The sequence below is a fragment of the Oceanobacillus sojae genome (genome assembly GCF_007991515.1).
Taxonomy (GTDB): Bacteria; Bacillota; Bacilli; order Bacillales; family Amphibacillaceae; genus Oceanobacillus; species Oceanobacillus sojae.
Genome location: NZ_BJYM01000009.1, coordinates 177,494 through 200,928 on the forward strand (window position 1 = coordinate 177,494; position 23,435 = coordinate 200,928).

General features: G+C 38.8%; 23 protein-coding genes. 7 read left to right on the forward strand and 16 right to left on the reverse strand.

What is annotated here, in order from left to right:
• Positions 1-49: 49 nt before the first annotated feature.
• Together OSO01_RS12075 and OSO01_RS12080 are read right to left on the reverse strand one after the other, a co-directional pair.
• A complete protein-coding gene (locus OSO01_RS12075; protein WP_147210693.1) occupies positions 50-1,405 on the reverse strand; it encodes a tripartite tricarboxylate transporter permease in 1,356 nt (451 codons plus the stop codon).
• A 19-nt stretch (positions 1,406-1,424) separates the two neighbouring features.
• Complete coding sequence (locus OSO01_RS12080) at positions 1,425-1,871, reverse strand: hypothetical protein (protein ID WP_147210694.1); 447 nt, start codon at positions 1,869-1,871, stop codon at positions 1,425-1,427.
• Positions 1,872-2,295: 424 nt separating this feature from the next.
• On the opposite strand from OSO01_RS12080, the gene OSO01_RS12085 reads away from it, so the two are divergent.
• The 7 genes from OSO01_RS12085 to OSO01_RS12110 all read left to right on the forward strand — a co-directional run bounded on the left by OSO01_RS12085 (position 2,296) and on the right by OSO01_RS12110 (position 8,999).
• Positions 2,296-4,356, forward strand: a complete 2,061-nt coding sequence (locus OSO01_RS12085; RefSeq protein WP_147210695.1) for a BglG family transcription antiterminator — start codon at positions 2,296-2,298, stop codon at positions 4,354-4,356.
• A 79-nt stretch (positions 4,357-4,435) separates the two neighbouring features.
• Positions 4,436-4,927, forward strand: a complete 492-nt coding sequence (locus OSO01_RS12090) for a PTS sugar transporter subunit IIA (RefSeq protein WP_147210696.1) — start codon at positions 4,436-4,438, stop codon at positions 4,925-4,927.
• A complete protein-coding gene (locus OSO01_RS12095; protein WP_147210697.1) occupies positions 4,924-5,202 on the forward strand; it encodes a PTS sugar transporter subunit IIB in 279 nt (92 codons plus the stop codon). Before OSO01_RS12090 ends, OSO01_RS12095 begins: the two co-directional genes overlap by 4 nt.
• A gap of 74 nt (positions 5,203-5,276) precedes the next feature.
• Complete coding sequence (locus OSO01_RS12100) at positions 5,277-6,536, forward strand: PTS galactitol transporter subunit IIC (RefSeq protein ID WP_147210698.1); 1,260 nt, start codon at positions 5,277-5,279, stop codon at positions 6,534-6,536.
• A gap of 182 nt (positions 6,537-6,718) precedes the next feature.
• Positions 6,719-7,753: a zinc-binding dehydrogenase gene (locus OSO01_RS12105; RefSeq protein WP_147210699.1), complete on the forward strand. Its 1,035-nt coding sequence runs from the start codon at positions 6,719-6,721 to the stop codon at positions 7,751-7,753.
• A gap of 35 nt (positions 7,754-7,788) precedes the next feature.
• Positions 7,789-7,941, forward strand: coding sequence for a hypothetical protein (locus tag OSO01_RS23390; protein WP_175637080.1), 153 nt, complete (start codon positions 7,789-7,791; stop codon positions 7,939-7,941).
• Positions 7,942-7,955: 14 nt separating this feature from the next.
• Positions 7,956-8,999, forward strand: a complete 1,044-nt coding sequence (locus OSO01_RS12110) for a galactitol-1-phosphate 5-dehydrogenase (RefSeq protein WP_147210700.1) — start codon at positions 7,956-7,958, stop codon at positions 8,997-8,999.
• Positions 9,000-9,069: 70 nt separating this feature from the next.
• On the opposite strand, the gene OSO01_RS12115 is transcribed toward OSO01_RS12110, so the two are convergent.
• The 14 genes from OSO01_RS12115 to OSO01_RS12180 form a co-directional block, all read right to left on the reverse strand.
• Positions 9,070-9,645 (reverse strand): GNAT family N-acetyltransferase, encoded by a 576-nt coding sequence (locus tag OSO01_RS12115; protein ID WP_186813651.1) that lies wholly within the window; start codon positions 9,643-9,645, stop codon positions 9,070-9,072.
• A 16-nt stretch (positions 9,646-9,661) separates the two neighbouring features.
• A complete protein-coding gene (locus tag OSO01_RS12120; protein WP_147210702.1) occupies positions 9,662-10,486 on the reverse strand; it encodes an MBL fold metallo-hydrolase in 825 nt (274 codons plus the stop codon).
• 19 nt (positions 10,487-10,505) lie between these two features.
• Positions 10,506-11,366, reverse strand: a complete 861-nt coding sequence (locus OSO01_RS12125; RefSeq protein WP_246145145.1) for a DMT family transporter — start codon at positions 11,364-11,366, stop codon at positions 10,506-10,508.
• Positions 11,367-11,422: 56 nt separating this feature from the next.
• Positions 11,423-12,412 carry a LacI family DNA-binding transcriptional regulator gene (locus OSO01_RS12130; RefSeq protein WP_147210718.1) on the reverse strand — a complete coding sequence of 330 codons (990 nt, stop codon included), beginning with the start codon at positions 12,410-12,412 and terminating at the stop codon, positions 11,423-11,425.
• A 132-nt stretch (positions 12,413-12,544) separates the two neighbouring features.
• Positions 12,545-13,816, reverse strand: coding sequence for a Gfo/Idh/MocA family protein (locus OSO01_RS12135; protein ID WP_147210703.1), 1,272 nt, complete (start codon positions 13,814-13,816; stop codon positions 12,545-12,547).
• A 20-nt stretch (positions 13,817-13,836) separates the two neighbouring features.
• Positions 13,837-14,454 carry a YesL family protein gene (locus OSO01_RS12140; protein WP_147210704.1) on the reverse strand — a complete coding sequence of 206 codons (618 nt, stop codon included), beginning with the start codon at positions 14,452-14,454 and terminating at the stop codon, positions 13,837-13,839.
• Positions 14,455-14,540: 86 nt separating this feature from the next.
• Positions 14,541-15,437: a carbohydrate ABC transporter permease gene (locus tag OSO01_RS12145; protein ID WP_147210705.1), complete on the reverse strand. Its 897-nt coding sequence runs from the start codon at positions 15,435-15,437 to the stop codon at positions 14,541-14,543.
• A 12-nt stretch (positions 15,438-15,449) separates the two neighbouring features.
• Entirely contained in the window at positions 15,450-16,394 is a 945-nt protein-coding gene (locus OSO01_RS12150; protein WP_186813652.1) for an ABC transporter permease, read from the reverse strand.
• Positions 16,395-16,595: 201 nt separating this feature from the next.
• Positions 16,596-18,209, reverse strand: a complete 1,614-nt coding sequence (locus tag OSO01_RS12155) for an extracellular solute-binding protein (RefSeq protein WP_147210706.1) — start codon at positions 18,207-18,209, stop codon at positions 16,596-16,598.
• A gap of 113 nt (positions 18,210-18,322) precedes the next feature.
• Positions 18,323-19,234 carry an ROK family protein gene (locus tag OSO01_RS12160; protein WP_246145152.1) on the reverse strand — a complete coding sequence of 304 codons (912 nt, stop codon included), beginning with the start codon at positions 19,232-19,234 and terminating at the stop codon, positions 18,323-18,325.
• 229 nt (positions 19,235-19,463) lie between these two features.
• Entirely contained in the window at positions 19,464-20,402 is a 939-nt protein-coding gene (locus OSO01_RS12165) for a 1-phosphofructokinase family hexose kinase (protein ID WP_246145147.1), read from the reverse strand.
• Between the two features lie 27 nt (positions 20,403-20,429).
• Entirely contained in the window at positions 20,430-21,287 is an 858-nt protein-coding gene (locus OSO01_RS12170) for a tagatose-bisphosphate aldolase subunit GatY (protein WP_147210709.1), read from the reverse strand.
• A 14-nt stretch (positions 21,288-21,301) separates the two neighbouring features.
• Positions 21,302-22,489, reverse strand: a complete 1,188-nt coding sequence (locus OSO01_RS12175) for an SIS domain-containing protein (RefSeq protein WP_147210710.1) — start codon at positions 22,487-22,489, stop codon at positions 21,302-21,304.
• An 85-nt stretch (positions 22,490-22,574) separates the two neighbouring features.
• Positions 22,575-23,291 (reverse strand): GntR family transcriptional regulator, encoded by a 717-nt coding sequence (locus OSO01_RS12180; RefSeq protein WP_246145149.1) that lies wholly within the window; start codon positions 23,289-23,291, stop codon positions 22,575-22,577.
• Positions 23,292-23,435 lie beyond the last annotated feature (144 nt).

Sequence of the window (23,435 nt, forward strand, 5' to 3'; positions counted from 1 at the left end):
TTATAAAAATAGCGGGACAGGATTCAACTGCCCCGCTATCTATTAGATCCTACATTCCCAATAAAGTGGTTACAATCCAGTTAGAACCATAGAATATCATAAATTGAACACCGATTCCTACACCGAGGAAGCGATTCAATAAACCTCCGACCATAGCCATTGCAAAAGTAACAGTAACACTCACCAGGCCGCCTTCATAAAACGCAAGCAGCGTAACTACACCAATAAACATCGCTATAATTGCTTCCTGGTTAATATGTTTTAGGACAAGAACTGTTGCTTTTCTTGCAAAGTTCATTGAGAATGGGTAAGCAATAATTGCGGCAACAATAATTCCGATCAATCCGTAAAGAAGAAAATCCAGCGGCTCCATTAACGTATGTAGATTATGAACCGGCTCTGTTGTAAATACAGGCGGTGCATTAAATAATGCCTGCGCCGGACCAATTGCTACAGGACTGAGCGGAATTCCGAATGCAACCAGCGGAATAATCGTTTCCGCAATATAAGTAGACTCTGTTACACCATTCATCGTAGAAAGACTAGTCGTTGATTTTTTGTATTGCCCCTTCACACGGGATCCTATCAATTCCCCCATCAATGCCGTCATCCCGACAGGACTGAGAGCAAAGGTCAGGGAAGACAGGAAGGATGTTCCACCGACTGATCCTGCTTGTTTTTTCGTTAAAACTTTAAATGGATTGGGAAAATAGCCGGACCAGGATTTCTTTTCTGGAGCTAATTTATATTCATTTGGCTGTTGACGCTGAATCATTAACCGTCCACTTGCAGAAGACGCTAATAGAATATCTGTAAACATTGGTCCAATAGCAATTCCCAGGAAGAAGCTTATGGATAATCCTGTTCCTAAAATCGTTGTGCTGACCAGATTTAACCCTTGAATCACAAGAGCAAGTGGAATAATTAAAATAATACTTGCCCAGCGCCCCTTGGAAAAATAACCGATTAAAACAGCGGCTAAAGTAAAAATAATCCCTGCATTTTCTTGAAAAAATTCGCCAAACTGACTCAAGAAAACAGCAAATGCCAATGACACAGGAAGTGCAATAAATGCACCAATAATTCCTCCAGAAATCATTTTTCGCAAAGCAATATGCGGCAGACCAATTCTTCGCATAAAGTTGGCATGATCCAGCATTGGCGTCGCTGTTGTATCTCCAGGCACACCCATTAACGCAGTTGGTATCGCATGCGTGAGATGCTTTGAAAGTACCGCCGACATAAAAAATGCAAAAACGGCCTCTGGCGGTGCCCCTAACAATACAACAATTAATGTTGCCGGAACAAGCACGGCTGTTTCATCCGAACCGGAAATTAAACCGATTGCGGTGAATATAATCCCCGCTACAATTGCCAGCAGAATTGATATGAGTAATACATCCATTTTTGTTCATTCTCCTCTTTCACCATTTCTTCTCTTCTGTGTGATGCTGCTCCTTATCATCAGGAATAAACATGTCATAAAATCCTTGTTCCTTCATTTCTTGCGCTGTTACTGGATCATTTAATATAGATTCACGCTCTTCTTCCATATCCAGTTGCAGCTTCTCATATATTTCCGATAGTTCATTGCTCGTAGATGCTGTTTCATTTAAGGTTCTTTTTGGTTTAAATAAAAACGTGTTTATCAGCAGGCCTATTACGCTTCCGGCTATTCCTAGCAGCAATGAATAGGACTGAATCATTTCCTCTGGAGCAATTCGTGGAAAAATAAGCTCTCTGCCTATAAAAAAACCAATAAAACTGAACATCACGCTGATGATAATTGTAAAAATTAAATGCTTCCCATAAACTGTATCACCAATAATTTCAACATATGTCCGGGAACTCTTTGGTTCTTGTTCTGCCATATTTCAGGTCCCCCTTCTCTAAATTCATTTATCTGCAGAATGAAATAATCTGATTATACTACATACAAGCTAATTATACTAGAACCTATTAGCAGATACTAATTATAGATTTAACTCCTCTTTACCTCGTCTAAATATTTTTCCAGTGCCAGAAAAAAATATAATTTAATCTCTCTAACATTTATTCAAAATACATAGCAAATCTTATAGTTTATTCAGTAGCTTGAATTATAAATTTCTTTTTCTAGTAAAATAAATATTTATTTTACTTTCCTGTTACTACTATTATTTCAAAATTTTATGTAGGATAAAACAAGATGCATTATCACAATGTTGTACAAAGATGATTCTCTACTTTGTGATGTAAACGCATTCATTAATTATTCAGCAATTGTTATGATTCTAATCAAAGGAGGCAGGCGTTGTGTTAGGAGAAAGAGAAGAGATTATTTTTAACGCACTAATCAATGATACAAGTATTTCAAGTTCAGAGCTTGCAGATAAATATAATCTTTCTCGCCGACAGTTAGGCTATACCTTTAAAAAAATAAATGCTTGGTTAAAAGACAATCATTTGCCAGAAATAGAACGAACCAGGAAAGGTCAATTTATTATCGATCACTCTATTTTAACTGCAACTGTGAAGCAAAGTTCTGCTGGAGATTCCAAGTTCCGGGACGGAATTATGTCTGAACAGGATCGGGTAAAATTTCTGATTATGGCCATCTTGGGCGGAAAAGATACTATTTCATTAAGCGATTTAACCAGACAGCTGGATGTCAGCAAAAACACCATTTTAAATGATATGAAGCATGCTCAGAGGCTGTTAGATTCTTATCAATTGGAAATACAGCATACCAGAAAAGAGGGTTATCAGATTATAGGAAATGAATTTCAAGCACGCAAGATGATGATAGGACTTGCAAATGAATTAATCCTGCATGATGACAACAAAAGAAAACTCCAGGAAATACTGATGCTCGAGGATGAACTGCTTGACCAGTTTGAGCGCCGGCTGGAACGGGTGGAACAAAAGCTTACCATCCAATTCACAGATGAAATTATGATGTCGCTCCCGGCAATATTTGTATTAATTCTGCGGAGAATCCAAAAAGGGTATCCAATTCAACCTTTCTTTATCCGCTACGACGAGCTTTCTAATACAAAGGAATATCAGGCGACGGAAGAAATTTTATACGATAAAAGTCTTCCAACTCCTGAGCGTATCTTTATTACATTGAATCTGTTAACTGGCAGTGTCCACCGGAATTCTTGGGTGACAGAGGACTACATTCCTGACTTAATTCCGGCGATTGATAAAATGGTCCGGCTTTTTGAAAAAAATGCCTGTATTAACTTTCATGATCGTAAGCAGTTAATTGATAAGCTCTTGCAGCATTTAACACCGGCGTACTACCGGATTAAATATCAGCTGACAGATTCCATCCTTTTCGAAGATAACGAGAATGAAGAATTTGAACAAATCCGTCACCTGGTTCATTTAGCAATTAGTCCACTCGAAGAAGTGATGGAAAGCAGGATTCCTGAAAATGAAGTTACTTACATTGTCATGTTGATCAGCGGCTGGATGCATAAACAGGGAGAAAGCATAGCCCAGAAAATAAAAGCACTGGTTGTCTGCCCGCGCGGAATCTCTGTTTCCCGGCTAATGTTCCAGCAGCTGTGTGAGCTGTTCCCTGAATTTGTATTTTTGGATTGGCTGTCTGTCAGAGAGTTTTTACATTACGAGCTGGATTACGATATCGTTTTCTCGCCAATTACGTTAGAGACAGATAAAAAGCTGTTTATCTGCAAACCGGTTCTGCGCGCAGAAGATAAACAGCGCATTCGAAAACAAGTCATGCTGGAAATATATGATTATATTCCAAATGAAATCAATGTGGACGATTTAATAGAAAAGATTCAGCAGCATTCCAATATCTCTGATGAAAAAAGTTTGCGAAAGGAGCTCTATGCTTACATCCATCGCAATAAGAATGCAGCCATTACAAAACAGGCCTCTGCAAATGAAGAGAAAGACTTACATGATTTTCTGACTATAGATCATATTACGCTAAGGGAATCTGTCTCCTCTTTTGATGAGGCCATTCGATTATGTGGTGCACCGTTACTTAAACTTGGATACATTACACCAAATTACATCGATGCAACCATTCAGCATTCGAAAGAGGATTCTTATATTGCTATCGGCGAGCATGTTGCTATTCCTCACGCCACACCAGAGGAAGGTGTTCAAAAAGTTGGTATGAGCCTGTTAAAAATTCGTAACGGTATCGCTTACGGGGAAGAAAATCATCAGATTCATTTGATGATTATGATTGCTGCAGTTGATAAAAAGCAGCATATTCATGCACTAATGCAATTAATGAAGGTTGCTTCCTCGTCTAGCCTGTTACCGAAACTGATTCAGGCAAGTTCGAAGGAATATATATACAAATTGATTCGAGATTATATTATTAATTGATTTATAGAAGGATGTTCAAAAAGCCCAATAAACAGGACTTTTGAATACGCACTAATAGTTAAGGCAGGAGTGGTATTTCATGAGTGAATTTCGTTTTAATGAGGAAGTTATTTTAATGAATTTAGAGGCTGCTGACTACACTGAGGTACTTCAGCAGATGGGAGAAAATCTAGTAAAACATCATTATGTCAAAGACAGCTTTATTCCGGCAATTATCGAAAGAGAGCAAGAATTTGCAACTGGATTACCGACAGCAGGCGTATCTGTGGCTATTCCACATACAGATGCTGTCCATGTAAATCAGAAAACTATCAGCATAGCAACATTAAAGAATCCGGTAGACTTTGTCATTATGGGAGAAGAAAGCGAGACCACTCCTGTTCAAATCGTATTTATGCTGGCAATGGATGAGCCTCATTCACAGCTTAAGCTTCTGCAGGATTTAATGAAAATTTTTCAAGAAGGTACTTTTCTCGATCAATTACTTCAGACAGATAGTGTGCTGGAGATGAAGAAACAAGTAACTGAGAAACTTAATTTGAGTGACTTTAAAGGAGGTGAGAAGCTATGAAACAAGTACTTGTAGCTTGCGGAGCAGGAATTGCTACATCCACTGTAGTGAACAATGCGATTGAAGAATTAGCGAAAGAAAATGGGATAAAGGTAGATTTAAAACAAATCAGAATTGCAGAAGTAAGTACCTACGAGGATACAGCAGATCTACTAGTTACTACTGCAATGACAAAGAAGGAATATTCTTTCCCGGTTATTAATGCACGCACATTCCTGACAGGGATTGGTGTAGAAGATACAAAGAAACAGATTTTAGAAGAATTACTAAAATAATATTTTGCTGCTCTATTCCTTTTAAAGTTCCTCTTAAATAGAGCAGCATCCTATTCCATAGGAGGGAATTTCTTATGCAAGGATTTGTTGATTTTATACAAGCATTTCTAGGTTTAGGGGCTACTGTCATTTTACCTGTTGTCATCTTTTTACTTGGAATTTTATTTGGCCAAAAGCCTGGGAAAGCTTTTCGCTCCGGTTTGACAATTGGTGTTGCATTTGTAGGTATTTTCCTTGTTATAGACTTATTGACTTTAAATTTAGGCCCTGCAGCGCAAGGAATGGTGGATAGACTCGGTGTCAGTTTAAATACAATTGATATTGGCTGGCCGGCAACCTCATCCATTGCATGGGCATCAACAATTGCTGCCTTTATTATTCCGTTAGGTTTAGTTGTAAACGTTATCATGCTGGTAACTAAAACCACGAAAACAATGAACGTAGATATTTGGAACTTTTGGCATTACACCTTTATGGGAGCGATTGTTTATACCGTATCCGGAAGTATCGTACAAGGGTTAATTGCAGCAACATTATTCCAGATTATTTGTTTGAAAATAGCAGACTGGACCCAACCAATGGTTCGTGATTTTTATGAGATGCCTGGTGTTTCAGTAGCAACAGGAAGTACGATTTCTTATGCACCATTTATTTTTGTTGTCAAAGGACTTCAAAAAATCCCTGGTATCAACAAACTCCATGCTGATCCAGATTCCATTCAAAAGCGCTTTGGTGTGTTTGGAGATTCCATGGTTATCGGTTTAATTCTGGGAGCTGCAATTGGTGCTCTGGCCGGCTATGGTGTTGGTGACATTATTAACATTGGTATTTCTATGGCTGCCGTTATGGTATTGATGCCAAGAATGGTAAAAATCCTAATGGAAGGATTAATGCCAGTATCTGAATCTGCCCGCACATGGCTGAATAAGCACTTCGGTGATCGTGAAATTAATATTGGTCTGGATGCAGCTGTTCTTTTAGGACATCCATCTGTTATTGCTACAGCGTTAATTTTAACTCCAGTGACTGTACTGATCGCTGTTATTTTACCAGGAAATGCTGTACTTCCTTTTGGGGACCTGGCAACTATTCCATTTGTTATTGCCTTTGTTGTTGGAGCTTCTAAAGGGAACATTATTCATTCTGTTATCGTCGGTTCGATTATGATTGCAGTTTCACTCTATGTGGCAACAGATATCGCTCCATTATTTACGGATATGGCGATGCGTGCAGATATTAATCTTCCTGAGGGTTCAGCGCAGGTATCCAGTATTGACCAGGGCGGTAATATTGTGAACTGGGTAATTTGGAGATTCTTTGACCTTTTTAATTAATGAAAAATTCTATTTGAATCAAGAGTTACTTTTGATATGTAAGTAGCAGAAAATAATGATGTTATGAAAAATTACTTATGATTCTCTTTTCTTTAATGCATGAGCATAGCTCATCATTATTTCTGCTAACCCTTTCTTTCGCACTGAAACAAAAAGGAAATTATTGAAGAGGAGAATAAACGATGAAAGCTCTCGTTAAGACCGAACTGGGACATGGTAATTTACACCTCCAAGATGTAGAAGATCCCATTGTTTCCAGCCATCAAGTAAAAATCAGAGTTGCATACGCCGGAATCTGCGGCTCCGACATCCATACCTATGAAGGACATTATAAAGTCGCAGCTCCAGTTACATTAGGACATGAATTTTCAGGTGAAATCGTAGAAATTGGAGAAGGTGTATCAAATTTTAAAATCGGTGATCGCGTTACATCAGAAACCACCTTTTTTATCTGTGGGCAATGCCACTATTGTCAATCAGGTGACTATAATTTATGTAACCATCGTAAAGGGCTTGGCAGCCAGGTAAATGGCGGTTTTGCCAAATATCTAATCGCGCGTGAAGAAAGTCTTCACCATTTGCCGCAGGAGGTAGATGATCGTTCAGCAGCAATGACAGAGCCCTTGGCGTGTACGTATCACGCCATTCAAAAAACAGTAATCCGTGAGGGAGATCTGGTTATTGTCCTCGGCCCGGGCCCAATCGGCTTATTTGCTGCCCAAGTGGCAAAAAGCTATGGAGCAACTGTTTTAGTTGCCGGCCTGACAAATGATCAGATCCGTCTCGATAAAGCTACGGAGGTTGGCATGGATTATGTTATCAACCTTCAAAAAGAAAACTTAAAGGACAAAGTAAATGAACTGACAAATGGTTACGGTGCAGATGTTCTCTTAGAATGCTCTGGTTCAATTCATGCAGCCAATCAAGGATTAGATTTATTAAGAAAAAAAGGCCACTTCGCGCAAATCGGCATCTTCCCGGAAGCTCAGGTTGCCTTCGATATGGAAAAAGTCATTCAGAAGGAAATACAGGTGGTTGGAAGCAGAAGTCAAAAGCCAGCTGATTGGGAGCCTTCCATCCAATTAATGAAGGAAGGCAAAGTGAACGCAAGAAGCCTGGTAACGCATGAATACTCTATCGACCAATGGGATAAAGCTTACCAGGCAATCAAAAGCGGAGAAGCTATTAAAGTCTTACTGACCCCTCTGGATGATTAAAGTGTGTGAAATTGATATCGAAATGAGGTTTTAACATGGTTGATATGTTTTTAGATTTTATGCTTGGCCCTATGCGCGGAATAAGTCAATTTTATTTTGAATACCAGCTTATCTTTAACTCGATTATCGTCGGTATCGCCGGCTATTTCTTAGTGAAAAAGAGAAAAAAATCGAACCAGTCGCAATAGAAAGGAGTTCTGATGTGAAGGCTCTAAATTTATATGATATAGAGGATTTACGTTATGAAGAAAATACACCTCTTCTTCAACTAACTAGTAATGAGGAGGTTCTAATCCAAGTTAAATCCGCCGGAATATGCGGTTCGGACTTGTCCCGATATAAGAAGCTTGGGCCCTATGTTTCAGGAACAACCTTTGGTCATGAATTTTCAGGAATTGTAGCTGCTGTCGGGAGTGCAGTAACACATTTTAAAGAGGGTGATCGAGTAGCCGCCTGCCCGACTTTTTCCTGTGGTCACTGTATCTTCTGCAGACAGGGAGCCCCGACTCGCTGCACCGAACTGACAGTTATTGGTGCAAAGCATCCCGGTTCTTATGCTGAATACGTTATCCTGCCCGCATCTCATCTGTTACAGCTGCCAGATGAAATTGACTTTGACACTGCTGCCATGCTGGAACCCGCTTCCGTCGTCGCACATGGTTTTTACCGTACATCCATTCAGCCGGGTGCAGCAGTAGCTATCATGGGTGTCGGCAGTATCGGACTTCTCTCGATTCAGTGGGCGAAAATTTTTGGAGCAGCGACTGTTTTCGCCATTGATATTGATGATAACAAGCTTAAAATTGCTAAGCAGCTGGGTGCTGATATTCTTATTAACCCACTGAAAGAAGATACAGAAACAGTTATTAAAAAGCATACTTCTTTAGGAGTTGATCTGGCAGTTGAATCAGCAGGCTCTCCCATTACAAGTGAGCAGGTGCTGGCACTTCCTAAAAAAGGCGGCGAGGTTTTATACTTGGGAATTCCCTATGGAGATATTACCCTTCAGCGCTATTATTTTGAAAAAATTGTCCGGAATGAACTGCGCATCCTTGGATCCTGGAATGCATTATCTACACCTTTTCCGGGAAAAGAATGGGAGACTGGCCTCCATTTTATGAAAACGGGCCAGCTTGATGTGAAGCCGATGATTTCACATCATCTTCCGTTAGAAAAAGGCCCTGAGATTTTTCATCAGCTTACGCATAAAGAAATAGATGCTGTGAAAGTTCTCTTCCATCCTTAGGTTATGAAAGTGAAAAAAAGAAGCCGGGAACCACTCCGACTTCTTTTTTATAGCGGTTTAAATATTCTCTTCACCAATTTTCCTTAATAAAAATACGCCCTATCGGCAATCCCAAAATACGATTATACAGCTTCTGATAAAAGGAAATATCATAAACATCCGTACTATCCAAATTATCCATCATTCTTAATGGAACAAAAAATGAATTCACCTTCATATTCGGATTCATATGCAGTCCATTCTTTTCATAGAAGCTGATTCGGCGAAGTCTTGTCGTATAGTCCTTCTTATCCTTCGCTGCTTCTGGATCCTCTACTTCCAGCAATATGCCATTAGGGGATAAATTATTTAGCTGACTGATTAAAGTGCCCCCAAGTCCATTCGACCTATACTTAGGAAGAATAGCCAGATAGGAAATAAAAATCCCCTGTAATGATGGCAATTTCTGATAAATAGCATAACCATATTTCTCCTGTCTATCCGTCAGATAAACAGCTTCCATCCTCCCCTTTTTGAAATTACGCTTCAGCACAAAATGAGGAAATAGTTCGAGCCGTTCAAAGTCCTGTTTTAAATAGTTGTAGAGAACCTTTATATTTATATTGGTCGGATTCATCTCTTCTAAATAGTATTTCTTTTTTTGCATCGAAACCTCCATATTTTTATATGTACTTAATCAATCCATCATAAGCAACCTCAACCCCATAAGGTTCAAATATCTCCAATAGATCCTGATACAGCAATCCGCAGTTATGAGAAAAATGCGTTGCGATAATTTGCGTCTTTGCATTTTCTTCATTCCACGCCTGAAACTGCTTCTGCACCTCTATAACCGTTTCCACACTCATGTGGTTACGGCTTTTAGGATTTCCATTCTGTCCAACTGTGCAATCCAATATCGCCATATCGATCTTCTTGCCTTTGAGCCAATCCCATGTTTTTTCAGGAAACCAGCCGGAATCATTTCCATAGAGTAAATACTTGCCATCCTTTTCTATAAAGAATAAAAAGCAGGTTTCCCGCGGATCATGATCTGCCAAAATCGGAGTAATTTTTGCCTGCCCAATCCAGAAAACTTCAAAAGGTATTAATCTTTTCATCATAAATTGCTTTTGAATACTGCCTTCCTCTAAAAAACCAATTCTACATTGATGCAGAGCTAAATCATTTCCATAAATATTTAAAGGCTCTTCTACACCATGGGCAAAGCCTTCAATACGAGAAAGCAGGTCCCCTGCACAAAGATGATCGTAATGTGTATGTGTCAGTAAAAGGTGATTCACTTTGGACATATCAATCTCATCTCTTACCGCTTGATAATAAGCGTCCGGCGGATAATCCACTCTCCATGCATCATCAATAATGACAGAGCTTCGAGTACGTATATTTCTTCCCTTTGCCTTCCTGGAATCCTGACAAGCCTGGCATCTACAAAATACATTTGGAAAGCCTTCTGCAGCTGCCGTTCCTAAAAAATGTACCTTCATCTATAATCCCTCCCCAAAGCTAAGAAACAGCTACCATAATAACGCCTATAACCATAACAAGAGCAGCAATTATCCGTTGTCTTCCAAAGCTTTCCTTCAAAAAGACAACCCCTAAAACAGCTCCGATTAAAATACTCAATTCTCTTACAGGAGCTACATAACTCACAGGAGCATGAACCATTGCAATCAGGACGAGGATATACGCCAGCGGATTAAATAGACCAATCCCGATTGTTTCCAATTTTCTGCTGCTCCAATCCAGACGAACATCCTGCCAGTGTTTCTTTGCAAACGGAAATAACAGAAGGCTTACTCCCAGATTGGTTCCATAGTTAAGCAAAATCGGGTGGATTATCGAAACACTGACGATATACTTATCTAAGAGTGAATAGCTGGCAATCATACAGCCAATTAAAAGGCCATAAAGAATGGAAGAAAGCACCGTTCTTTCTCTCAAAATCCGAAAGCCACCGGTAAAAATAAACACACTGCAAATAATTAGAAAAATACCCATTTTTCCTAATCCGTTTAATTCTTCCTTCAGTATGAAAAATGCAGCAAATGCAATCAGCATCGGACCTATTCCCCTTGCGATAGGATAAATAAGCGAGAAATCGCCAATCCTGTATCCTTTTTGCAGCGTTACAGCGTACAGCAAATGCAATAAAGCACTTGCTGCTATTAATCCGACCTCCACCCATCCAATGCTTACATCCGTCCACAAAATAACCCCTAAAACAAGCGGACTATAAATTACTGTACTTGTGAATGTATATAGCCATACAAACGAAGTACCTCCCAATGACTTTTTAGCGAGAAAATTCCAGATTGCATGCAGGATTGCTGCAGTCATAACAAGAGATAACGCCCATATTGACAATCTTTCACTTCCCTTATATTTGACCTGTTCTTAAACTTTCCATAGTAGAGACTTTCTTACCTCACACTATCTCTCAAAATTAACTCTGTAGCCAATAATATTTTTTTTGCAATAGTTCTTCCGTCTAAGCGTTCTAACAATGTATCTACTGCAGCTTCTCCCATCTCTTCTGTGAATACTTTCACTGTAGACAGTGAAGGGTAAACATACTTTGAAATAGACATATCGTTGATTCCAATAATGCTTACTCTTTCCGGCACTGAGATATTTGCTTCATGTAATGCTCTTAAACTTCCAATTGCCATGACATCACTGCTGATAAAGAAAGCAGACGGTAATCGTTCACCCAGCTCTTCAATTGCTTTTTTCATAAGTTTATAACCGTTGTCAACGGAGAAAATATCAACATAAACATAATCTGGCTGAAATAAACCTAACTCCTTCATATAAGAGCAGAATGTCCGCTCTCTCAAATCAGGAATAACCTCTTTTTCTCCTTTAGCAATTTCTCTGCCGCCAATAAAGCCGATTTCCTGATGGCCTGTTTCCAGGAAGTAATCGATCACTTTATAGGTTGCCCTCTCAAAATCAACAATCACCGCATCAAAATGGTCCTGATCGGGACTGTAGTCAACAAAGACAACATGCTGATTAACCTTTGCCAATTCTTTTACCTGGGAATAACTAAACTTTCCAACAGCAATTATTCCATCAACATCTTTAGACGCTATTTCATTGATATTATCAAAGAAATAGACATCTGCATTCATATTTAATTCTTTACAGCGTTGTTCAATTCCCAGACGAATCGATAAATAATATAAATCATTTAATTCTTCCTGTTCTGTATACCAATGCACAATTGCAATCTTATGCCCTCCAAATTTATGGGCCGATTTCTTTTGATAAGAGAGCTCTTCTGCTGCTTCAAATATCCGTTTTTTTGTCTGATCTGTCACGGATAAGGACGCATCATAATTTAATACACGTGAAACCGTTGCCGCTGAAACACCAGCTAATTTCGCAATATCTTTAATCGTTGCCATGTAAACACCTTCTTTATCCCCTCTGTCATTCGTATTAATCGTACCACTTTTATTTCTAAAAATCATGATAATTCTGGGTTTTCGAAAGGGTTAACGGCAATCTTTTATTATGGAATCAATATTTTTAAAGATTTATTTTATTGCTCCAGTCGCATACGCAGAATAAAAATCATCAATATGAATAGACTGTCCGTGATTAAGCCTTGATTCTTCAGCAGCAAATGCCATTAAATGACTCCTTAATGAAGTAGCAGCAGAGGAAATGCTTTCCTGCTCTCCATAATGATCAATATCATGCAGGAACGTACGAACAATATTATTATCCCCGCCGCCATGACCGCCAACTGGTTTGCTAAACTTAATAATGGATTCCTGCTTACTTGAAAAATCGTAAACAGAAATTTGGTTTTCAGCCATATTACCCCGAATTTCACCTTTTGTACCCATAATCTGCACCATACGCGTCTGCTCTCTGGTGAATCCTGACATGCTGAAGGTTGCCGTAGCCCCATCTTCAAATTCCATATTAACAACCTGGTGATCTACCACATTATTATCGGATTGATACACACACTTCCCATAATCCGTTTCATTAAGTGCTTTAATAATTCCTTCATTGGTATGATCTTCCGTGAACTTTTTAGCCCAGCCTCTGCCCTCACCTAAATAATAGCGTCCTGCATGAAAAGGGCATTCCAATTCAACTGGACATCCTTCTAAACAGCGTTTGGGAGCTCCTTCTGGTTTATTTTCTTTTCGAAAATGCATTAACGAACCATAGGAGCTGATACGCTCACATTTTTTCCCCATAACAAAATTAATAATGTCCATATCATGACAGGATTTCTGTAATATCATTGGGCTCGACTTCTCTTTATTACTCCAATTTCCCCGTACAAAGCTATGCGACATATGCATAATTTCCACATTTTCATTCAATTGGATAGAGGCAACCTGCCCTATATCACCACGTGCAATAACCTGCTTAATCGTTGACCAGAATTCTGTATAACGAAGCACATGGCAGATGGTCAGCTGACGATTATACTTAGCTGCTGTCGCCTCCATCTCAATACATTCCTTTGGATCAGGAGACATCGGCTTTTCCAAAAGAACATGATATCCCATTTCCAATGCTTTTATGGTCGGTTCATAATGGAAACGATCTAAGGTACAAATAATTGCAATATCTGCTTTTTTACCCCCTTGCAAAAGCTCTTCCCAGGAGGTGTAGCAAGCATCTTCCTCCAGTTCATATTCTACTTTCACTCGATTTCTCCGTTCATCATTCGGATCGGCTACTGCGACAATTTGAAGTTCATTAGGATAATTTAATGCATAAGGAGCATACGCTCTGGCTCCACGATCTCCCGCACCAATCAATACAGCTTTTTTTGCTTGCATATTTATTCCTCCTTATAAATTTATTCTGCTCTGCGCTCAAATCTGGCGAATGTTAACTGTCCTCCCCATGTTAAGATAAAAGCAGCCACACTTCCTCCCATTAAAAATAGCAATCCGGGCATACTGATAAAAACAAGATAATAGATTCCTGCGACGGCCATAAACAAAACTATCGTCAGGACGGGATGTAAAAACCCAATCATAAACGGCCATAATAGATACTGTATATTTGACAGCTTAAAATGTGAGAATACAGGAAAGAAATACAGGAGAATCACAATAAATAAGACAGCTAAAGCAAGGATAGCAAAGCTTGCAACATAATACACAGCTTCTTCCTGCGAACGTAATATTTGATATTGGATAAACAAGCCATAACCGATGAAAAAGAGTATACCTCCAAGAATATTACTTCTCAGAAACTCCTGTTTATACGTCTTCCTAAACAATGGAAATATTGGTCTATCACCATTACCTTGAACCCATTTCCGGACAACGGCAAACATAGCAGCCGTTGCAGGCATTATTCCCAGCACACCCAGACCAAGAATTGTAAAACCTACCCATAGAAAGTGAACATATAGAAATCTCGTAATCCATAGACAAAAATTATAATATCCTGCAATAAATCCTGTCATTTTCTCCCCTCCTGTTGTACATATCTCAAATTTAAGATATGGAATATGTTTAAAGTTGAAAACATTGCTAATTTAATTATCGTTTCTTATTCTTTTACAGATCCAATCAATACACCTTTGACAAAGAAACGCTGAACAAATGGATACACGATTAAGAGCGGCAAAGAAGATACAATAATAACTGCATACTTAATGAGAGAGGCTGTCTCAATTTGTTCCGCAAATGAATTCACTGATCCTCCTTCACTACCTGCCCCGCCAGTCATTCCTTCGTTTAAGATTAATATTTCTCTTAAAATCAGCTGCAAAGGATATTTCGTTTCATCTGATAAATAGATTAATGCGTTAAAGTACTGATTCCATAAACCAACTGCATGGAATAATGCCATAACAGCAATAATTGGCAAGGATAGAGGTAAAACAATTTTAAAGAAAATATGAAAATCGGTAGCGCCATCAATTTTTGATGCTTCCACGAGCTGATCCGGGATACTCTGCTGAAAGAAAGCACGGGCAACGAGAATGGACCAGGCTCCAACAACATTTGGAACGACAATTGCCCATATCGTATCAATCATCCCTAACGACTGAATGACCAAATAAGTAGGGATTAACCCTCCATTAAATAACATGGTGAACAAAAAAAACCACATAATAAACTGTTTCCCTGCAATTTCTTTCCTGGATAAAGCATAGGCACAGGGCAATAATATGACTAAATGAAGAATGGTTCCAACAACCGTATAAATAATCGTATTTCGATACCCGGACCAAATTGCATCATTTTGAAAAACTGTTTTAAAACCACTAAACGAAATATCTACCGGCCATAGCCACATTTTACCTGTATTGACGGCAGATGGACTACTGATAGAAGCACTTAATACAAAGATAAGCGGGTAAACAATCAGCAATACAATAATTGTTACGAATATCGTATTGAGAACATCAAAACCCTTATCGGACAACTGAAACTTTCGCATATCAATTCCTCCTTACCACAGACTGTTCTCACTGGTTTTCCGCGCGATTTGATTGACGATTACCAGCAATGTTAAATTAATGACGGAATCGAATAGACCAATTGCTGCAGCAAAACTATATTGTCCTTCTAACAAACCAGTTTGATATACAAACGTCTGAATAATATCTGATGTCTCCGCATTTAAGTTATTCTGCATTAAGAGTACCTTCTCAAATCCAATCGCCATAAAGCTTCCAATATTTAAGATAAATAAAACCACAATGGTCGGTAAAATCGCCGGAATATTAATATGAAGGATTCTCTGTATCCTTGACGCTCCGTCTATCTTTGCAGCTTCATGGAGCTCTGGATTAACTCCGGATAATGCTGCCAAATAAATAATGGTTCCCCACCCTAACGTTTGCCATTGACCAGACCATACAAAAATATGGCGGAACCATTCCGGGCTTGTAAGGAATGAAATAGACGATCCGCCCAAAGAAGTGATCACATGATTTATAATTCCAGTAATTGGGTCCAGAAAAGCAACAAGCATCCCTACAATAACCACAACAGACATAAAATGCGGCGCATATGTAAGTGTCTGTGACCATTTTTTAAAAGGACCATTTTTCAGTTCATTTAACATGAGCGCGAATATAATCGGCAATGGGAATAAAATAAGCTGATAAAGGCTTAAAATAATGGTATTTTTAATTAACCTCCAAAAATAATAAGAATCGAAAAAACGGGAAAAATGGTCAAATCCAACCCAGGGGCTCCCTGTAATTCCTTCTGTTGCATAAAAGTCTTTAAAAGCAATTTGCACCCCATACATTGGAATATAATGAAAAATAGTAAAGTAAAGAATTGCCGGCAAAAGAAAAACATATAATCGCCAGTTTAAAAGCACATTTTTCTTAAATCTATCTAATCTGCTATTCATGCTTATTGCGCGTGCAGGATTCTTTGCCATTCTAGCCCTCCTTTTACAGCCATAACTACGCATTAACAAAGTAAAACTTTTATAGAGTAACAAGTCTATCATCAAGCACTTTCAAACGAATAAACTCTATAGGTTATGCATCTTAAGGATACAAGAGGGAATGATTCTGCATTCCCTCTCTCAAAAGCTCTCCTTCGCAATTAGTCTGCTGTGGCAAATCAGGTACTTCTCTTAGTTGCTCAAGTAGCGTTCGTAAGCATCCTGTTGAATTTCCATATACTGTTCCAATCCCATGTTTTCAAGAGTTTCAACATAGGTATCCCATTCTGAGAGCGGAGTCTGACCAGAAATAAATTGATCTGTCATTTCTGTTACATACTTCTCAATATCTGCCCCCACTGATGTCATGGTATTATTCTCCTCTTCTGTATACGTGAAGGATGGCCATACTTCTTCAATAAAATCTGGCTCCAGTTTTTCAGCGGCCTCTTTGGATGATTCTGTACCTTCAGCGCCTTTAAAGTAATCCTCCATTAAAATTCCTGGATATTGACCGCCCGGCCAAGTCAGGTATTGCGCTACTGCCTGGTCTAATGTTAATCCATCTGGATTATCACGTATTTCTTCTACATACTCATACTCGCCGTCTTCTGTTTTTTCAAAAGTCTCTCCTTCAATCCCCATAAAGAACAGTTCAGCACCTTCATCGCTGTAGAAGTAATCCATCCAACGCGCAGTTGCTGCCGGATTTTCATTTTGACTGGTAATGACAAACCCAGTCGTACTGGAAGGGAATGAGATACCTGTAAATGCTTTATCACCATGAGGACCTTCCAATGTCAATCCACCTGTAAAGCTGTCTCTATGCTCTCCAGGAAATAGTTCTGCCGGGCTATGATTATACGTACTTCCATAGACTCCTTCACCTGCATTTGCATAAAATTGTTCCGGGCTGATAGAGAAAATATTCTCCTCAATTAAGCCTTCATCATACAGCTTGTGAACATATTCAATCATTTCCTTATAGTTTTCTGTCGTCGGATAAAAGCGCACTGTTTCTCCATCTGGATCTAAATCAATAAAGCGATGTCCTTTTCCTTTATTTCCGATTCCAAAAGAACCTTTTAAATAAGTGAGAAGTCCATTGATGGATTGTGCACCAAATGGGATTTCCTCGATGCTTTCATCCCCGCTCGGATTACCTTCCTTCACTGCTTTTAAATACTCATAAAATTCATCCGTTGTTTCCGGCACGTCCATGTTTAATGCTTCAAGCCAGTCTTCACGGATCCACGGTCCTTCACTAATACGCAATGCAGAAAACTCAGGGTCATAAATTAATGGGAAAGAATAAATATTGCCGTCCGGGAACGTAATCGCTTTTTCTACTTCCGGGTACTCTTCTAAGATGCTTTTTAGATTTGGCGCATGCTCCTCGATAAGATCATTTAAAGGAATAAAGGTTCCTTGCTGCCCATACTTGAAAATATCAGGAACAGGAATTAGTGCACTATGGAAAGCATCAGGCAAATCTCCACTTGCCAAAGCAAGATTTCGTTTCTCACTCAGCCCTTCATGCGGTACCATGTCCCAATTCACATTAATATTTGTCATTTCCTCATACTCATTCCAAATTAGAACATCATTCCAATCATCTGCCGTTGCCGGTGCCTTTCCTGCGAAAATATCTAATTCAATCGGTTCTTCTACAATCGGCAAGCCAGAGTCAGTCAGATTATCCAAGTCTTCCTCTTCAGCCGCATCACTGCTTGAATTATTATTACTACACGCAGCTAATATAAGAACTAACAGCATCAACACAATAAATAATTTTTTTAGTTTCAATGAAAACCCTCCCCTTAAATTAAATAGTTTAGTTTAATAAAAGCGATAACTGAAATGCTCAAGACTGCAATATAGTTTCTTTCACCCCCTTCTAAAATATCTTTTAAATCAGTTCATTTTAAAACGCTTACATTTTTAAGAGCATTTCTACTCGCTCCAATTACTCCGGCATCTTCTTTCAATTTACTGACTTTAATTAGACTATTTGCCTTCTCCTGTACTAAAATCATATAATTATCAACTAATTTATTTAGTAAATCAACGATATACGGCTGGTGATTAATTACACCGCCCCCACAAACTATTTGATGCGGATTAATTAGGCAAGCAATGGTATAAATTCCTCCAGCCAACGATTCAAGCATCTGGTTAATAACCTTTACAGCCTGTTTTTCATTTTTTTGATATTTTAAAAACAATGTTTCTATTTCCATATCTGGATCATTATAGATGTCTCTTGCCAGCTGTAAGATCCCGGGCCCTGAAGCGATATTTTCTAACGTTGTACTTGTCTGTGACTGGTCAATTCCCGGCATCGGAAGAAGACCAAGTTCCCCTGCAAACCCATTTCCTCTAAGAAAATTCCCGTTATGTATAATCGAACAGGAAATACCAGTACTTACAGTCACATAAACAAATGTTGCATTCTCTGGTAAATCCGCTGCCTCCCATTCTGCATAAGCGGCCATATACACATCATTATCTATCGTAATATTTTTTACTGACGGAAATTGATCTTTCAATCTCTTAATAATAGGAAAGTCCCTCCACGGTAAATTATTTTGGAAAATAGCTAATCCCTTCTCGCGGTCTACTTTCCCTGGAACGCCAACTCCCATTGAAGTTACTTCCTGCATAGAAACATCTGCTGAAAAAATTAATTTTTGAATGCATCTGACTACTTGCTGAAACATTTCCTCCGGATTTTCCTTTATACTCGGCAGTTCACAACGATGAACAATGTTCCCGACAGAATCTGCAACAATTGATGCAATTTTTGTTCCTCCAATATCTACACCAATCACATATTCCAATTTATCACCACCTCAAGTAAACATTTACTTATTATTTAATAAATTATTTACTAATGTTTTTCTTATATTAACATACTGTTTTTTATTCGTCTATAATATTTTTAAAATTAAAAATTAACAAATAAATACTTCTTATACAATCAGTTTACTAAGAATAAGGAGCTTTGTTTAATCTATCAAGTAAAAAAGACGCATCCTCGGATACGTCTCTTATCATTTATCATGAAATTTTCTTAACCTCAATCTGTTTTAAATAATACTCCATCTGATTTAAGCTAATTCTTCCGGTTTGTTCTTCTAAAGCATTTAATACCCCCATCACAATTCCAAACCGGATAAAATCCTCCCCTTCCAGCCCCCGCCGGCAGCCTGCTGCCAATCCGGCGATCACTGCATCTCCAGATCCGACTGGATTCACTGCTTCTACTGTCGGACACGCAACCTGGTAAATTTTATCACCATACTTTGCAATGGCTCCGTTTTTTCCAAGTGTAACAATAACCCAGGATAATTCATTAAATACTGGCTTTCTTAATGCTTTTATGACATCTTCTTCATACGAACATATTATCCCTGCAAGCTCTTCAAATTCTTCCTGGTTTGGTTTAATCAAAAATGGAATATATTGATTTTCTAAAGTATTCTGGATAAGAGAGCTTTTTGTATCCAGCAATACATGTTTATTTGCTTTCACAGCAATATCGATCAGCTGCTGATAAAAGTTTTCTGGAACACCTTCAGGTAAACTGCCAGAAATGGTGATTACTTCTACTTTTTCTGCCTTTTCTTGAAAAGTAGCTAGAAACGTTTCTATTTCCTTTTCGGCAATTGTCGGGCCTTTTTCCAGAACTTCTGTCTGCTTCCCATCATGAATAATAGCAATACAATTTCGTGTTTCTCCTGCAATTGGGGTAAAGTAATGCATAATACCATGATGATTTAATTCCTCTTCAATAAAGCTGCCAAGATGTCCTCCCGCAAATCCGCAAGCAGTCACTTCTTCCCCCAATTGATGAAGAACCCTTGTAACGTTCAGACCTTTGCCCCCCGCTGTCTTAGATACAGCTGCTGCACGATGAACACGATTTTCCTGAAAATGTTTTACCCGATACTGTATATCCACCGAGGGATTTAGTGTAACTGTAAGAATCACTGTCATTCTTCCCCTTTCGTGCACAATCTCATCTTAAGCGTTACCGGCACTCATGCAAATAGCAATTTTTTCCTGGACTGCAGCTTTCATTGCTTTTTTAGCAGGCTCCATATACTTTCTTGGATCCTTTTCATCCGGATGGTTTATTAAATGTTCCCTCAGCCCATGAGAAAAGGGGATTTTTAATTCTGTAGAAATATTAACCTTTGCACATCCCAAGGCAATACACTTTTGTACATCTTCTTTTGAAATACCAGAAGCTCCATGCAGCACAATAGGAATATCAATTAAATTTCTAATCTTTTTCAACCGCTCAAAATCCAAATTGGGCTCTGTTTCATATAAACCATGACCTGTTCCAATAGCAACAGCAAGAGAGTCTACACCAGTCCGTTCTACAAACTCAATAACAGTTGCCGGATCAGTATAAGCCGCTTCACTTGCTTCCACAATCAAATCATCCTCTTGACCGACAAGCTTTCCCAACTCTGCTTCTACCGTTGCCCCATAAGCATGAGCCTCCTCCACTACTTTTTTGGAAATAGCAATGTTTTCTTCAAAAGAATGATGTGAGCCATCAATCATCACAGATTTGGTCCCAAGCTCTAAAGATGCTTGAATAGAATCAAGTGTTTCATGATGATCTAAGTGCAATGCTATCGGAATATTATTTTCTTTTGCTGCAACTTCTGCAATTGCCTGAATATAGGCACGTCCGGCGTATTTCATAGTTCCTGGTGTTGCTGCCAAAATAACGGGAGACTGTTCCTCCGCTGCAGTCTGAACTACTGTTTGGATTGTTTCTAAATTATGAATATTAAATGCTGGAACTGCATACCCTTCTTTATTTGCTTTGATGAGCATTTCTTTTGTATTCTGAATCTCTCCCATTGCAGCACCTCCTCTTATTTTTCTCCATCCCCGGAATAATCATAAATCGTAACCCCTTGAACAACTCGATTGAGACTTCCACTTGGACTTGGATTATCTGGTGTAACTCCTAATTGAGCAGATTTCTTTAAAGCCAGCACTTGCGGAAGGATAATATAAAGCAGGCTATTATAAAAATCATTTTGAATAACCGACTCGGTATGGTTAACAAACAATGACCAATCTGCCAGCTCTTCTACTGCCTTATCATAACGTTCTCCAATTACAATCAGCTTCAGCTGTGAATCCTCTGCTGCAAGTTCTCTCACGATATCCAAATCATACTTTCTTGTATATGGATCCTCTGAAAGAAACACGACAACTGCAGATTGATCATTCAAAATAGATTTCGGACCATGACGGAATCCAAGGGAAGATTCATAGACTGCAGCTACCTCGCCACCTGTAAGCTCCAACATTTTCAAAGACGCTTCATGCGCCACATGCTGAAGCAGTCCGGATCCTAAATAAACAATCCGGTCCATAGGGATTTCTAATATTTCTTCGACAGTTGGAGTAACTCTACCTAAAACGTTTTCTGCACACTTGGCTAACAATTCAATACGCTGCTTTGATGTTGGCTTAAGAGAAAATAGCTCGTAGCATAAAAGCATCATACTCGTATAGCTGCTGGTCATCGCAAACCCTTGATCATGTGCATCATCAGGAGTTAAGATACTTAGACTATTCGCATCATTCTCTGTCCGCTTAGCCAGCTCCCCTTCCTTATTACATGTAATCACTACTTGATAAAAATCCTTTACTATCTGTTCACCCAGCTCAACAGCAGCTACACTTTCCGGGCTGTTTCCTGATCGTGCAAAAGACACAAGTATTGTCGGCACTTCTTTAAATAAATAGTTTTCGGGATTCGATACAATATCTGTCGTTGCTGCTGCTTCAAACTGAACAGCACCCTGATATTGTCGCTGCAATACATAAGCTGTAACATCTCCTGCAAAAGCTGATGTCCCAGCTCCTGCTAAAAGTACTTTAACCTGTGTATGCTTTTTTAAAATAGATTGGATAAAATCCTGATACCGCTTTCTGTTTTCCTCAAAGTTAGCAAAAGCCTCTAACCATACTTTGGGCTGCTGATTAATTTCCTTCGCTGTATATCCTCCATAGCCTTCTTTTAATTCCTGTTCCGTTAATTGAAACATATCAAATTCCTCCTCTTCATCTGGTTATGTTGTCATGACCAGATGTTTTTTATAAAAAACGCGAACAATTTTATCCGCGTTTAATTTACGTTAATTCAACTCTGTAATTAAACTTATCTCCTCTGGCAACACTAATTGTATATTCAATCAGCTGCTCCTGATGATAAGCAAAACGTTTAATCAGCATCACCGGCTGATTTTCTGCCAGCTTCAAATAAACTGCCTCCTGCTCGCCTGCAGAAGTGGCTGAAAAATCTTCCTCTACACGTGTAACTTTTCTTTGATAATCCTCTTCAAACACCTCATACATCGGCTTTTCAATTAATCGCTGCTTCGTTAAACCAGGAAAAAATTTTTGCGGGATATAGGAAGTCTCATAGATAAGTGGTTCTTCATCTGCCAATCGCAGACGGATAACCTCATATACCGTTTCTCCTTCTTCTAACCCTGTCGCTGTCATCAGCTTCTCGTCAATTGATTTCTCCTGGAACTCTAAAACATTTGATTGTGGGTTTTTATTCTTTTTTCTCATTTCATCAGTAAAGCTGTAAAGTCTTTTTAAATCTTGTTTAAACGCTCTTTGTGAAACGAAGGTTCCTTTGCCATGAAGCTTATAAATATAACCTTCCTGCTCCAATGCCTGGAGAGCCTGCCTCACAGTAATTCTGCTCAGCTCATAACGATCACATAATTCCCGCTCAGAAGGAAGCTTTTCGTGCTCATGATAGGTTTGGTTTTCAATTTTCTCCTTTATTTCTTCAATTAATTGCAGGTATAAAGGAATTTTGTTTGACTTATCCACGTATTCCAGCATCCTTTCTCATAACTGGTTATTACCAGTTATGTATACTATATCGTGTTTTTGAATGAAAGTAAATACTTTTTTAAAAGATAAGAAAATATATATAAATGCTTAGGTCACCGCTGCAATGGTTTTCATGGGGGG